This window comes from Roseburia lenta (assembly GCF_014287435.1).
GTDB classification, from domain to species: domain Bacteria; phylum Bacillota; class Clostridia; order Lachnospirales; family Lachnospiraceae; genus Pararoseburia; species Pararoseburia lenta.
Genome location: NZ_JACOPG010000004.1, coordinates 201,424 through 215,192, shown reverse-complemented (window position 1 = coordinate 215,192; position 13,769 = coordinate 201,424). Strand labels below are relative to the sequence as shown.

The following is a 13,769-nucleotide window of genomic DNA, read 5'->3' as shown; positions in this document are numbered from 1 at the left end:
TTTCTATTATATCTTTGCAGGAGAAAATTGACAAGAAAAAAAGGACGAAGCCCTAAGAACTTCGTCCCGATCCACATGATCTATTTCTTTGCGATATATCCCTGTGCCTTTAAAAGTTCTGCACAAAGAACTGCGCCGCCTGCTGCACCGCGGACTGTATTATGAGAAAGTCCAACGAACTTCCAGTCATATACCGTGTCCTCACGCAAACGTCCCACATTGATACCCATACCATTTTCATAGTTGACATCCAATGTGACCTGTGGGCGGTTATCCTCTTCCATGTAACGGATAAACTGCTTTGGCGCACTCGGAAGGTTTAACTCCTGTGGCAGTCCGGAGAATTTCTCCAACGCCTCGATCAACTGCTCTTTGGTAGGATTTTTCTTAAACTTCACAAATACGGCTGCGGTATGACCATTTAATACCGGAACACGGATACACTGGCAAGTGATGACCGGGCTGGTTGCCGGTACGATCTCGCCCTTTTCTTCATCCACATAGCCCCAGATACGGAGTGGCTCTTTTTCACTCTTTTCTTCTTCACCACCGATGTATGGAATGATATTTCCTTCCATCTCCGGCCAATCCTTAAAGGTCTTTCCTGCACCGGAAATTGCCTGATAAGTTGTCGCTACCACTTCATACGGCTCAAACTCTTTCCATGCGGTAAGTACCGGTGCGTAAGACTGGATCGAGCAGTTTGGCTTTACTGCCACAAATCCTCTCTTGGTTCCCAGTCTCTTCTTCTGATATTCGATCACATGCATATGTTCCGGGTTAATCTCCGGTACAACCATAGGTACATCCGGTGTCCATCTGTGTGCACTGTTATTGGAAACGACCGGTGTCTCAGTCTTAGCATATGCTTCCTCGATCGCCTTGATCTCATCCTTTGTCATGTCAACCGCAGAGAATACAAAATCCACCTCCGCTGCCACATCTTCTACTTCATTGACATTCTTTACCACTATATCTTTTACGGCTTCCGGCATTGGTGTGTCCATTTTCCAACGTCCACCCACAGCATCCTCATACCGCTTGCCTGCACTTCTTGGGCTGGCTGCGATCGTAGTTACCTCAAACCATGGATGATTTTCCAGCAGAGAGATAAATCTCTGTCCGACCATACCTGTTCCACCTAAAATACCAACTTTTAATTTTTCGCTCATGATGCTCTCCTTCTCACATGTCCGCTCTGCGCAGACAACTGTCTTTCTAGGAAAATATGTTACGTTATTCCATAAAAAAAAGCAAGCACTTTTCCAATTTTACACAAATTCCACAAATGCCTGCCTTTTTCCTTATTTCTTTTGGTTATTTTTTCAGAAATTCCTTGTAAGACGCAATGGCTGTTTCCATTGCTTCCTTGCCCGGTGCTCCCGTCGTCAGACGCTTGTTGACACAAGTGTACATGGAAATGGCATCATAAATGTCCTCTTCAAAGACATCCGAGAACTCTTTTAATTCCTCCAATGACATATCATCGATCGCGATACCCTTATCAATGCAATAGAGAACCACACGTCCGATAATGCCATGCGCATCCCGGAACGGTACGCCCTTGCCTACCAGATAATCTGCGGCATCGGTCGCATTGGTAAAGCCATGTCTGGCGCTCTTTTCCATGACGTCTTTGCGGAAAGTCATGGTCTCTAACATGCCATCAAAGAGTTGGATGCAGCCATTGACCGTATCCATCGCATCAAATGCCATTTCTTTATCTTCCTGCATATCCTTATTATAGGCAAGCGGAATGCCCTTCATGGTCGTAAGCAGTCCCATCAGCGCCCCATAGACACGCCCGGTCTTACCACGCACAAGTTCCGCGATATCAGGGTTCTTTTTCTGCGGCATGATACTGCTTCCGGTACTATAGGCATCGTCGATCTCAATAAAACGGTATTCATTGGAATTCCAAATGATGACTTCTTCGGAAAAACGGCTCAGATGCATCATGATGGTAGACATGGCACTCAGGTATTCGATCAGATAATCCCTGTCGCTGACACCATCCATACTGTTGACGGTCGGTCCGTAAAATCCCAGCAGTTCTGCAGTATAATCACGATCCAATGGATATGTCGTGCCTGCCAATGCGCCGGAGCCCAAAGGACAATAATTCATGCGCTCGTATATATCGGACAAGCGCAAAACATCACGCTTAAACATTTCAAAATAGGCCCCCATATGATGCGCAAGCGTGATTGGCTGTGCCTTTTGCAAATGGGTAAAGCCCGGCATGATCGTCTCTGTGTTATCTTCCATAATGGAAAGAATTGTCTCAAGCAGATGATGGAGCAGATCCTTGGTATGTTCTACCTGACTTCTGGTATAAAGGCGCATATCCAATGCCACCTGATCGTTTCTGCTGCGTCCGGTATGCAGTTTCTTGCCCGGATCACCGATACGGTCGATCAGATTTGCCTCCACAAAACTATGAATATCCTCGTATTCGGATGTGATGGCAAGTTTGCCGTCTGCCACATCTTTTTCGATGCCTTCCAGTCCGACTAAGATCTCATCCCTTTCCTCTTCCGTAAGGATGCCCTGTTTTGCAAGCATCTTGACGTGCGCCTTGCTGCCCATGATGTCTTCCGAAAAAAACCGCTGGTCGAATCCGATGGAAGCGTTGAAATCATATACTAACTGATCGGTTGCCTTGGTGAATCGTCCCCCCCATAACTGTGCCATAATACTTAATTCCTTTCCTCTTTTTCCTGCTGTCTGCTACGATATGAAAACACACATCCACAGTAATCCTGCCGATACATGCCATACTCTTTTGATAATTCTACGCTGCGCTTATAGCCCTCGCGTTTCTTAAAATCCGAATACAAATACGAAATGCCATAGTCTTTTGCCAGTGCTCCGCCGATTTCATTGAGCATCTGGGCATTTTTCATGGGACTGATGGAAAGTGTCGTCGTAAAATAGTCCATCTGCATTTCTTTTGCCAGTTTCGCCGTCTCTTCCAACCGAAGACGAAAACACTGCTGGCACCGCTTTCCACCCTCCGGCTCCTTCTCCAGTCCCTTGGTCACTTCATAAAAACGCTCTTTGTCAAAGTCTCCCTCCACAAAAGAGATCGGATGCTTTGCCGGAAAACGTTCGATAAAAGCCTTTTGTTCTGCCACACGTTTGTTATATTCTTCATCCGGGTAAATATTGGGATTGTAATAGAATACGGTGATCAAAAAATAAGCAGACAGATACTCCAAGACATAAGAACTGCAGGGCGCACAGCAGGCGTGCAAAAGAAGTCTCGGCACCCTGCCCTGCTCCTGCAACTGAAGAATCGTTTGATCCAAAAGACGTTGATAATTCTGCTTCATGTACTATGCTTCCTCAGATGTCCAAAGATATAAAAATGCCACTGCCAGTACATATACGATTGCCATGAGTACCATAAAAACGGCTCTGCCAAAGATAAATCCTGCCGCGATCTGTGCGATCACAAGGAGCCCATGTACCCAGAGCGGGATCCGGTTTAAAAGTGCGCTGAGCAGCACTTCCAAAATGGCGATCGAACAGATTGCCACAATGGGAATATTTAATACCGCAAAACTCACGACGATCAATACTACGGTCACCGCCAGAAAAATTCCAAGTGGTATGATTGGTTTATTTTTAAATACTTTGATTGCTTTTGTCATTTTAAGTGTCCTCTCCTGTTCTTTTCACTTAGCCCATTATAGCAAGTTTTAAAAGAAGAAACAACTACCACCTTTTCTCATCAGGAATAACTGACGCGATTGTTGACATGGTCATAATAATACACATGGTCAGAAAGGACTTCTTCCGGCATCACACAGGTAGCATTGACCTGACGTACCAGGGCAGACATTTCCTCCAGATCAAAGCGATTTTGATAAGGCAGCAAGATCAACTCATGCACACTGCTCGGCAAGATAACAAAATCGCTTTCTGTCACTTTCGCACATTTTTGCATGATCTGCGGATACAACATGACTGCCGCCCCAAAATACTGGTTGGCATTGGTCAGCACATACATCTGAAAATCTGCCAGATCTTCCATGTCTTCAATTTCCGGCAGACTCTGCCCTGCTGCTTCCAGCATAGAATCCACCAGTCCCGAAAAGGAATGCATCTTTGGTGCAAGCAATTTTGGCGTGTTGCGGCGGGCATAAGATAAGAGTTCTTTCGGCGTGATATGCCAGATATCTAACATATCATTTCGGATCAGGATAGACGCATTACTCCTTGTCATTTGCTCAGGGAAGGTCTCATCCGCCAAAATATAATAGCAAAATACCACTGCTAGATCCAAATAGGGAACAAACGGCACTTCTGCCAAAAGTTCTTTGTTCTTTTCCATATTGACCAGTTTGTAGATAATATTTTCCCGCACTTTGGAAAAATCCGTGAAAAAAGATAGATCCACATCCTCTTTCAGGCGATACTCAGAAAAACTGGAAAGTATGCGGTCTGCGATTTCTGTTAGGGACGATCCCTCTTGAAAAATCTCATAACACGTATGTAAATAAATGGTTGGGGAAATGTTGACAGATGACTGAAGGATGCTCAGTCCGTCTAACCATAGATCGTTGTTCTTGAGAACAGGGCGCACATCAATCTCCTGATCCGCGTCAATCCGCTCCTCAAGTAAGGAAATCAATTCCTTTTTAAATATTTCGTATGTCATAAACCCTCCGATTCAGACATGCGCAAATGGAAAAAGCTCCGAATCAGACTCGAACTGACGACCCCTTCATTACGAGTGAAGTGCTCTACCAACTGAGCTATCGGAGCAACGAAATTATTATATCGAAAGTTTTCTGTTTTGGCAACGATTTTTTTATCTTTTTGCAAATCGAAGATGCGTTCCTTTGGACTTGGGACTGGCACAGACCAGCAGGCGGACAGGGCACAGGATGCTGGTCTGTGCCAGTCCCAAGTCCAAAAGGAACGCTCCTCATGGCAAAAGGAACGTCCCTCCTGCCTAGCGTAATTTGTAGTCCAAGCGAATCTTATCTGTGATCAGGGCGATAAATTCCGAATTGGTCGGCTTGCCCTTGCCATGATTGATAGTGTATCCAAACAGTGCATCAATAGTATCCATCCTGCCCCTGCTCCATGCCACTTCAATCGCATGCCGGATGGCACGTTCCACACGACTCGTGGTCGTATCATATTTCTTTGCGATCGTCGGATACAAGACTTTCGTAATGGAATTGAGCATCTCAATATCCTGTACGGACATGACGATCGCATCCCTTAAGTACTGGTAACCTTTGATATGTGCCGGTACCCCGATCTCATGAATGATATTTGTCACATCTGCTTCTAAGGCAGCCTCGGTATGCTCCTTCGTCTTTTTCTGATAAAAACCGGGCTCTACAAAGGCACGGGTTCTTCTTGTCTTTTTGATCCGCTGAATGATCGTATCTTTATCAAAAGGCTTCATGATAAAATAATCTGCCCCAAGAGCAAAGGCATCCTCTGTGACCTGTGGCTGGTTGACGGCACTTACCATGATAAAGTTCGGTGTCTTTTTAATACTCGTATCCCGCTGTACTTTATCCAGGACCCCCAGTCCGTCCATCTTTGGCATCACGATATCAAGCAGTACCACATCCGGCTCTTTCTCCTTGATCATCTGATACGCTTCTTCCCCATCTTTTGCTGTTCCAACTACTGAAAGTTCTTCATCCGACTGTACGATGGTGTCTAGCAACTGACGCATCAGATCATTATCGTCTGCGATTGCCACATTGAGTTTGTCCATACCATCCTCCTACTTTCTTCAAAATCTACGTTCCTCATTATTCAGCATATTTTGTATGTATGCTGTCGAAAGTAGTCGCGAAAAATGATATTTACAAATCCTATAGCATTTCCTCAATGAAAATGCCGTATCCTTTTGTAGGATCATTGATAAAAACGTGCGTTACTGCGCCAATGATCCTGCCTTCCTGAATGATGGGCGATCCACTCATGCCCTGAACGATCCCGCCCATCTGGTCGATGAGTTTTTCATCCGTCACATGAAAGACAAAAGATTTATTCTTTTCCTTTGGTTCATAATCGATCTGGTCGATCATGATCTGATAAGCCTCCACCGCATCGCCTTCGCCAAACAGGATGGTCGCCCCCTCCCGCTTGATCTCCTGTTTATAAGCAACCGCATAGGAGTTTCCCGCATATGCCGTCTTTGCCGTCCCATTCATCTTGCCATAAATGCCCACATTGGAATTGCGCGTGATCTCTCCCAGCCGCGCCGCACTGCCATAATGGATCAGACCTGAGATCTCCCCCGGCGAACCGATGCTGCTGGGCGTGATCCCGGTAATGCTGGTCTCATACAGATAGCCCTCTTTCATACTAAGCGCCTGACTTCCCGATGTCGCGCTGATACCATGTCCCAGCGCCCCAAAAGAGCCATCCTCCTTGACATAGGTCAGGGTTCCTACCCCTGCCACATCATCTTTGACCCAAATGCCTAACTTATATGAGCCATCCTCCGTTTCCTGCGGCTGGACTTTGACTTCCATTTCTTCCCCATGTCTTACGACGGACAGGACCATGGCCTGCCCTTTTGACGCTTCTACCGCCTCCTGCAAGTCCTCCTTGTCTGAAAGTTCTTTTCCATCCCGCCCCGTAATGTAGTCTCCCTCCTGCAAAATATAAGCACAGGGAGATACTTTTTCTCCGGATACAGTCTGGATCTCTTTTAAACCGGCAACATAGATGCCCTGAGTCTGCAGATAAATACCGACCGGTCTTCCCACAGCATCCACGGACTGATCTCCGACAACGGTCCCGCTCATGGTCGCGATCGGGATTAGACCAAACAGTTTACAGGTATAGGTCTTTTGTATGCCCTTGGCATCGCTTCCACGCTCCGTCTGCACGGTCTCTTCTGTATGAGCTTCCTGCACACGAATAGGTGCCGCCAGTGAGATCTTATCACTGGCTTTTTGCAAAACAACCTCTTTGGGAATATAGGATAAAAGCATAAAATAGCAGGCTATGACATATACAATGCCGTAGGCTATGGCTGTTTTTTTGCGATTTTTCTGATACCATGCAAACATAAGCAAAACCTCCATGAAAAAGAAAAGGAAGGACATTTGTCCTTCCTTTAGTATGTTAGTTTTGCCTTATTTTAAACATCTTTCTTGCCTTGTGCCAGATCTTTCATCTCCTTGGCATTGTCTAAGACCGTCTGCGTGATGGTCGTTCCGCCAAGCATACGCGCCAGTTCCTTGATGCTGTCATGATAAGAAAGTGCCTCGATCGAAGATATGGTCTCATTGCCTACCACATCCTTCTGGATCAGATAATGATGATCTGCCATGGCTGCGATCTGTGGCAGATGCGTGATGCAAATGACCTGATGTTCCTTTGCGACCAGATGGAGTTTCTCCGATACTGCCTGCGCTGTACGACCACTGATTCCGGCATCGATCTCATCAAAGATCAAAGTATCAATATCATCATGCTCTGCCAGTACCGTCTTGATTGCTAACATGATACGCGACATCTCACCACCGGATGCTATATCCTTGAGCGGACGGATCGGCTCTCCCGGATTGGTACGGATCATAAACTGTGCATCGTCATAACCGTCTGCGCCGATATGATCTGTCTGCAAAAATTCCATGGAAAAATGCACATCCAGAAAATTCAGATCCATCAGGGCTTCTTCTACCTTGCCGGAGAGTTCCTTAGCATAGCGTTTGCGCATACCGGACAGGGCAAATGCCGCATCCTCTGCTTCTTTTTTGGCGTCATTTAAAGCCTGCGTCAACTTAGCAAGATAGGCTTCGTGATGCATGAGTTTTTCCAAGCGGTCTTCCTTTTCCTGCTTTGCCGCCAGAATATCCTCAATGGTCGCGCCATATTTGTCCTTGAGGCGGTTGATCTCATTGAGTCTGCCGTCGATCTGGGCAAACATTTCCTCGTCAAACTCTGCCTCAGCCATATACTGTGACAGATCACGGTTGAAATCAGCAAGCAGGCTGTCGATGTCATTTAAACTTTCAAACATAGGCTCTAAGGCTTCATCATAAGACAGGATCTGATGCAGACGCTGCACAGCCCTTCCTACCTGTTCCGATGCCCCATCACTGCCGCTGGTCTGCTGGTATGCCTCGGAAAGTGCCTCCATGATCCGTTTGCTGTTGGATAATCTGCGATACTGATTTTCAAAGCGCGCATCTTCTCCGATCTCCAAATTTGCCTCTGTGATCTCTTTGATCTCATACTCTAAGAATGAGATCTCGCGCTCCCTGTCGCCATCCAACTGGTTGGCTTCCTTCCATTCCTGCTGCTTTGCGGCATAGGTCTTGTAGGCTGTCTGCATACGCTCTTTGAGCGGTCCTACTTCATTTTTGGCATACTCATCCAACATTTCCAGATGCTTTTTTTTGTGGAGCAGGGATTGATGGTCATTCTGCCCATGGATATCCAAAAAGATATCCCCCACCTCTTTCATCCTGATCGCCGGTACCATCTCGCCATTGATCTTTGCCACACTGCGGCTCTCCGTGATCTTACGGCTGAGGATGACCTCATCATCATAAGGCTCGATATCCAGTTCTGCCAACTGCTTTCTCTGCGAGTCCCTGGTGATGCGAAAGACAGCCTCGACCAAGGCTTCCTTTCCGGGATCCCGCAACATGTCTTTTGACACCTTTCCACCAAGTGCCAGACCAAGCGCCCCTAAAATAATGGACTTTCCGGCACCGGTCTCTCCGGACAGGATATGCAGTCCGTCCAAGAAGGTGATGTCCTCCTCCTCGATGAGTGCAAGGTTTTTGACGTGTAAATTTTCAAGCATACTTGCTCCTTTCACTCTTCTTAAGCATTTTTATTCTCAACTAGTTTCCTTAATCTACTCATGATCACAATGGTATCGTCTATACTGCGGACCGCGCACATGATCGTATCATCCCCGGCGATACTTCCCACGATCTCCGGCAATTCCATATGATCGAGTGCTGCTGCCACTGCCATCGCCATCCCGGAAACGGTCTTGATGACAAGAATGTTCTGTGCGTTGTCCATAGACACATACCCATCCCGGAAAATGCGGATATATTTTTCCGCCATCTTCTCTTCGGTCTTACGATATGCCACATAGCGTAGTTTTCCATCGCTCATGGCTACCTTTGTCAGTTTCATCTCTCGAATATCTCGGGAAACCGTGGCTTGTGTTGCCACAAATCCGGCACGTTCCAATTCCATGGTCAATTCTTCCTGCGTGCCAATCTCCTTTTTTACGATCAGATCCAAGATCTTTGCCTGACGTTCTGCTTTCATGTCCTTACCTCTTATACTGTATCAAACAACTCTATCTATACTCCATCAATCGTCATCCGCCTGTAACTTGGTACGGATGCGATCCAAAAAACTCACATCCCGCAAATGAATCATCTTTGTGGTCTCCTTTGCCCGATGTACAACGAGTTTTTCTCCCGGATGCAATAATCTCTTGTGATTGCCGTCAAAACTGATCTCGGCTTCCTCTGTCCCATCTTCCCTGCGCGACTCGATCTCGATCACCAATTCATCATAGGGATCCAGAACGATACTTCTGGCATTTAGGGTATGCGGATTGATCGGTGTCAGAAGGATGAGATTGGTCATAGGATTGACGATCGGACCATTGGCGGAAAGATTGTATGCCGTTGATCCGGTCGGTGTCGCAAAGATTACCCCATCACAATTATAGGCATAAAGATACTGCCCATTGACATAAACGACAACATGCATGACCTGCAGGCCTGCACTCGAACAAAGCACAATATCATTGAGTGCCTGGATCTCTTTGCCCGCATTGCCCTGGGCATCTACCATATGCCCGGACAACATCATCCGTTCTTCAATACTGTAATCACCTGCCATCATGGCATCGATGGCATCATAGACCGATGCATCATCCAGATCACACAGATAGCCCAGATGCCCGCGGTTGATCCCGATCATTGGGATATTTTTTCCAAAAATATTCTGTGCAGCCCGGATCACCGTACCGTCACCGCCGGCAACTAAGATTCCCTGTGTGTCCTCCGGCAAATCCAGTTCTGCTTCTAATGCATCATCCGGATTGATCCCATAGGAGCAGGTTCCGCCCCTTTTTTCGATATAATCCGTCAGTTTCTGCACAAATTCTAAGATTTCTTTTTTATCTTCTCTTGCTACAACAAAAAAATGTTTCATGCCTATTTATCCAGTTCTCCATGGGCTGCCGCTACGACTGCCTCCACATCAATCACTTCTTGGCTCTCCGCCTCGGCATCCTTTACGATATGTACCAGATACTCGATATTTCCTTCCGGTCCCTTGATCGGTGAATAATCCAGATGCAGGATGCCAAATCCGATGGACTTTGCAAATAAGATCACGCGCTCGATCACCTCTTTATGTACTGCCGGATCCCTTACCACGCCTTTTTTTCCGACCTTGTCCTTACCTGCTTCAAACTGGGGTTTGATGAGACATACCATCTGTCCGCCGTCTTTTAAAAGTTCCTTTGCCGGTTCCAAGACCTTGGTCAGGGAAATAAAAGATACATCCACGGACGCAAAATTCAAAGCGTCCCCGATGTCCTCCGGTGTCACATAGCGGATGTTGGTCTTTTCCATGCAGACCACCCGCGGATCCTGCCGCAGTTTCCAGGCAAACTGTCCATATCCTACATCCACGGCATAGACCTTCTTTGCTCCGTTTTGTAACATACAATCGGTAAAGCCTCCGGTCGATGCCCCGATATCCATGCAGACCTTGTCATCTAGGGTAATGCCAAACTGTGCCATTGCCTTTTCCAGTTTCAGTCCGCCACGGCTGACATAACGCAGGGTATTGCCATGGATCTCAATATTCACGGACGGATCAAAAAAAGTGCCCGCCTTATCTTCTCTCTGGTTGTCTACAAAGACATTACCCTCCATGATCATGGTCTTTGCCTTTTCTCTGGAAGGGGCAAGTCCTTTTTGCACCAATAAAACATCCAAACGTTCTTTCATGCTTATCTATCCTATAATTTTTCTAAGATCTGCCGCGTGATACCATCGGCATCGATCCCTAATTCTTTTTGCAAGACTGCCACATTGCCATGCTCTACAAAATGGTCTCCGATCGCAATAGAAAGGATCTGTCCTTCATAGCCCTCCCGACGAAGGAAACATGCCACATGCTCACCAAAGCCGCCCAAGGCTACATTTTCCTCCAAAATAACGATCATAGAGTGCTTGGTCATGGCTTCTTTTAAATATGCCGCATCAAAAGGCTTGGCAAATCTGGCATTGACAAGCGTTGCCTCTATGCCTTTTTCCTTTAACTGCCCGCAGACAGCCTCGGCGGTCTTTACCATACTGCCCAAAGCAAACAGGAGTATATCCTGCCCCACTGTGATCTCCTCACACTTGCCGTAGACGATCGGCTGACGGTGTTCCTGCAAGCCGTCATATGCCTCTCCTCTCGGATAACGAAGGGCGATCGGTGCATCATAAGCGATCGCATACTTTAACATATCGGAAAGTTCCCATTTATTTTTTGGTGCCATGACAGTCATATTCGGCATTTCAGTCAAATAGGACAGATCAAAAACGCCCTGATGGGTCTCTCCATCACTGCCGACAAGTCCCGCCCGGTCAATAGCAAATACAACCGGAAGATTTTGCATACAGACATCATGCAGCATCTGGTCATAGCCTCTCTGTAAAAAGGAGGAATAGACCGCAAAGACCGGATGCATGCCTCCTGCTGCAAGTGCAGCGGCAAAGGTCACGGCGTGTTCTTCCGCAATCCCCACATCAAAGAAACGATCCGGGAACATATTGTGAAAACGCTTGAGTCCACAACCGTCTGCCATGGCTGCGGTGATGGCAACTAACTTGTCATCCCGGTCTCCCATCTTGCGCATAACGGTTGAAAATACATCGGTATAGGTCGCTTTCCCATGGGAAAGCGGGATCCCTGTCTCAATATCAAAAGGTGCCGTACCGTGGAAACGGGACGGATGTCTTTCTGCCGGGCGGTAGCCATATCCTTTCTTGGTAAGAACATGCACTAAGACCGGTCCCTGTACCTGCGAAGCCTCCTGAAAGACTTTGAGCATAGCGGATATGTCGTGCCCATCCACAGGTCCTAGATACATGATCCCCATATCTTCAAAGATCATCCCCGGGATCACCATCTGTTTGATACTGCTCTTGGTCTTGCGAATACCGGATACAATGCGCTCGCCATAAACCGGGATCTTTTCCAAAGAAGACTGCACGCCCTCTTTTAATTCCACATAGTTCGTGCTGGTACGCAGTTTTGACAAATGTCTGGACATCCCGCCGACATTTTCTGAGATCGACATATTGTTATCATTTAATATGATGATAAAATTCTTCTTGAGGGCGGCGGCATTATTCATCGCCTCATATGCCATACCGCCTGTCAGGGCTCCGTCACCGATCACAGAAACCACCTTGTAGTCCTCATTCTGTAACTCTCTCGCCCATGCCAGTCCAAGTCCTGCGGAGATGGAAGTAGAACTGTGTCCGGTATCAAAGGAATCGCACGGACTCTCTGTCCGCTTTGGGAAGCCACTCATACCACCATACTGGCGCAGATGATCAAAGTCGTCCTTGCGGCCGGTCAGGATCTTGTGGGTATAAGACTGGTGTCCCACATCCCACACGATCTTATCCTTTGGAAAATCCAAAAAAAGATGCAATGCCATCGTCAGTTCCACGGTTCCTAAGTTGGACGCCAAATGTCCGCCGAGTTCTGAGATCTTTTCGATCAAAAAAGTACGGATCTCCTGTCGTAAGACATCTATCTCTGCCGGTGTCAAATTCTTAATATCATTTTCTTTTTGTATCTTATCTAACACCATAAGTCTCATCCTCTACTTATCGCGAAGCACCATCCATCGTAAAAGTTCTGTCAAAAATGGATTTTCGTATGGAAGTTCTTGTAAAATAGCGATCGCATCGTCTGTCAGATCTGCCACTTCCTGCTTTGCTTTTTCTAAACCTTCAAATACAACATAAGTTGCCTTCTGGTTCTTCTCATCACTGCCAACGGATTTACCGATTGTCTCTGTCTCACCGATCACATCCAAGACATCATCCTGGATCTGGAAAGCAAGTCCGATCTTTTTTGCCACCTCTTCGATCTGTTCAACTTCTTCATCCGTCGCGCCACCTAAAATAGCACCGATCATCATGGCTGCCTCGATCAGGGCTCCGGTCTTCAACTCATAGATAAAGTCCAAACGATTCTTGGAGATACCGTATTGTTTCTCGGCTTCCACATCTACGACCTGACCGCCGATCATGCCATAAATACCGGCTTTTTTTGCCAGAACCTTGAGTGAACGGATGACAGCCCTGTTGTCTGCCCCCTTGGTCTCATCCAAAGTATCCAGCGCAATCTCAAAGGCATAATTGAGCAAGCCATCACCTGCTAAAACGCCCATAGCCTCGCCGAATTTGGCATGTGTCGTCAATTTGCCACGGCGCAATTCATCATCATCCATGGCTGGCAGATCATCATGCACCAAAGAATATGTGTGGATCAGTTCGATCGCTGCCACAAAAGATTCGATTGCCTTGTTGGAACCACCGAATAATTTGTAAGTCTCCAGCATGAGGATAGGACGGATCCGCTTGCCCCCTGCCAAAACACTATAGTTCATTGCCTGAAATACTGTCTTCTGATAACCTTTTTCCGCCGGTAACACACGGTAGATCATACGGTCTGCGTCGCTTGCCTTATAGGCGATTTCCTTATTGATATCCATA

13 protein-coding genes and 1 tRNA gene are annotated in these 13,769 nt (G+C 46.7%); all 14 read right to left on the bottom strand.

Features of this window, described 5'->3' with window-relative positions; all coding sequences use genetic code 11:
• Positions 1 to 80: 80 nt before the first annotated feature.
• The gene (asd, locus tag H8R94_RS10750; protein ID WP_118281987.1) at positions 81 to 1,172 is read right to left on the bottom strand and encodes an aspartate-semialdehyde dehydrogenase; all 1,092 of its coding nucleotides are present in this window, start codon (positions 1,170 to 1,172) and stop codon (positions 81 to 83) included.
• Positions 1,173 to 1,317: 145 nt separating this feature from the next.
• Positions 1,318 to 2,694, bottom strand: coding sequence for an argininosuccinate lyase (argH, locus tag H8R94_RS10745; protein WP_186854641.1), 1,377 nt, complete (start codon positions 2,692 to 2,694; stop codon positions 1,318 to 1,320).
• A gap of 5 nt (positions 2,695 to 2,699) precedes the next feature.
• On the bottom strand, positions 2,700 to 3,335 hold the full coding sequence (locus H8R94_RS10740; RefSeq protein WP_186854640.1) for an epoxyqueuosine reductase QueH: 636 nt from the start codon (positions 3,333 to 3,335) through the stop codon (positions 2,700 to 2,702).
• A 3-nt stretch (positions 3,336 to 3,338) separates the two neighbouring features.
• A complete protein-coding gene (locus H8R94_RS10735; protein WP_118281990.1) occupies positions 3,339 to 3,656 on the bottom strand; it encodes a hypothetical protein in 318 nt (105 codons plus the stop codon).
• Between the two features lie 80 nt (positions 3,657 to 3,736).
• Positions 3,737 to 4,666 carry a DUF5688 family protein gene (locus tag H8R94_RS10730; protein WP_186854639.1) on the bottom strand — a complete coding sequence of 310 codons (930 nt, stop codon included), beginning with the start codon at positions 4,664 to 4,666 and terminating at the stop codon, positions 3,737 to 3,739.
• 34 nt (positions 4,667 to 4,700) lie between these two features.
• Positions 4,701 to 4,773 (bottom strand) — tRNA-Thr (locus H8R94_RS10725).
• Positions 4,774 to 4,963: 190 nt separating this feature from the next.
• The gene (gene spo0A, locus H8R94_RS10720) at positions 4,964 to 5,749 is read right to left on the bottom strand and encodes a sporulation transcription factor Spo0A (protein WP_118281992.1); all 786 of its coding nucleotides are present in this window, start codon (positions 5,747 to 5,749) and stop codon (positions 4,964 to 4,966) included.
• 100 nt (positions 5,750 to 5,849) lie between these two features.
• The gene (spoIVB, locus tag H8R94_RS10715) at positions 5,850 to 7,058 is read right to left on the bottom strand and encodes a SpoIVB peptidase (RefSeq protein WP_158573073.1); all 1,209 of its coding nucleotides are present in this window, start codon (positions 7,056 to 7,058) and stop codon (positions 5,850 to 5,852) included.
• A gap of 71 nt (positions 7,059 to 7,129) precedes the next feature.
• Positions 7,130 to 8,806, bottom strand: a complete 1,677-nt coding sequence (gene recN, locus H8R94_RS10710) for a DNA repair protein RecN (RefSeq protein ID WP_186854638.1) — start codon at positions 8,804 to 8,806, stop codon at positions 7,130 to 7,132.
• Positions 8,807 to 8,826: 20 nt separating this feature from the next.
• Entirely contained in the window at positions 8,827 to 9,288 is a 462-nt protein-coding gene (gene argR, locus H8R94_RS10705) for an arginine repressor (protein ID WP_186854637.1), read from the bottom strand.
• A 45-nt stretch (positions 9,289 to 9,333) separates the two neighbouring features.
• The gene (locus tag H8R94_RS10700) at positions 9,334 to 10,188 is read right to left on the bottom strand and encodes an NAD(+)/NADH kinase (protein WP_186854636.1); all 855 of its coding nucleotides are present in this window, start codon (positions 10,186 to 10,188) and stop codon (positions 9,334 to 9,336) included.
• A gap of 2 nt (positions 10,189 to 10,190) precedes the next feature.
• Positions 10,191 to 10,994, bottom strand: coding sequence for a TlyA family RNA methyltransferase (locus H8R94_RS10695; RefSeq protein ID WP_186854635.1), 804 nt, complete (start codon positions 10,992 to 10,994; stop codon positions 10,191 to 10,193).
• A gap of 11 nt (positions 10,995 to 11,005) precedes the next feature.
• On the bottom strand, positions 11,006 to 12,859 hold the full coding sequence (gene dxs, locus H8R94_RS10690; RefSeq protein WP_118281998.1) for a 1-deoxy-D-xylulose-5-phosphate synthase: 1,854 nt from the start codon (positions 12,857 to 12,859) through the stop codon (positions 11,006 to 11,008).
• A 12-nt stretch (positions 12,860 to 12,871) separates the two neighbouring features.
• Entirely contained in the window at positions 12,872 to 13,768 is an 897-nt protein-coding gene (locus H8R94_RS10685; RefSeq protein WP_186854634.1) for a polyprenyl synthetase family protein, read from the bottom strand.
• Position 13,769 lies beyond the last annotated feature (1 nt).

Bases quoted from the DNA above. Each gene is read 5' to 3' on its own strand.
- argR (WP_186854637.1), bottom strand. From the start codon at position 9,288: ATGAAAGCAGAACGTCAGGCAAAGATCTTGGATCTGATCGTAAAAAAG.
- spo0A (WP_118281992.1), bottom strand. From the start codon at position 5,749: ATGGACAAACTCAATGTGGCAATCGCAGACGATAATGATCTGATGCGT.
- H8R94_RS10685 (WP_186854634.1), bottom strand. From the start codon at position 13,768: ATGGATATCAATAAGGAAATCGCCTATAAGGCAAGCGACGCAGACCGT.
- H8R94_RS10740 (WP_186854640.1), bottom strand. From the start codon at position 3,335: ATGAAGCAGAATTATCAACGTCTTTTGGATCAAACGATTCTTCAGTTG.
- H8R94_RS10735 (WP_118281990.1), bottom strand. From the start codon at position 3,656: ATGACAAAAGCAATCAAAGTATTTAAAAATAAACCAATCATACCACTT.
- H8R94_RS10700 (WP_186854636.1), bottom strand. From the start codon at position 10,188: ATGAAACATTTTTTTGTTGTAGCAAGAGAAGATAAAAAAGAAATCTTA.
- recN (WP_186854638.1), bottom strand. From the start codon at position 8,806: ATGCTTGAAAATTTACACGTCAAAAACCTTGCACTCATCGAGGAGGAG.
- spoIVB (WP_158573073.1), bottom strand. From the start codon at position 7,058: ATGTTTGCATGGTATCAGAAAAATCGCAAAAAAACAGCCATAGCCTAC.
- H8R94_RS10695 (WP_186854635.1), bottom strand. From the start codon at position 10,994: ATGAAAGAACGTTTGGATGTTTTATTGGTGCAAAAAGGACTTGCCCCT.
- argH (WP_186854641.1), bottom strand. From the start codon at position 2,694: ATGGCACAGTTATGGGGGGGACGATTCACCAAGGCAACCGATCAGTTA.
- asd (WP_118281987.1), bottom strand. From the start codon at position 1,172: ATGAGCGAAAAATTAAAAGTTGGTATTTTAGGTGGAACAGGTATGGTC.
- dxs (WP_118281998.1), bottom strand. From the start codon at position 12,859: ATGGTGTTAGATAAGATACAAAAAGAAAATGATATTAAGAATTTGACA.
- H8R94_RS10730 (WP_186854639.1), bottom strand. From the start codon at position 4,666: ATGACATACGAAATATTTAAAAAGGAATTGATTTCCTTACTTGAGGAG.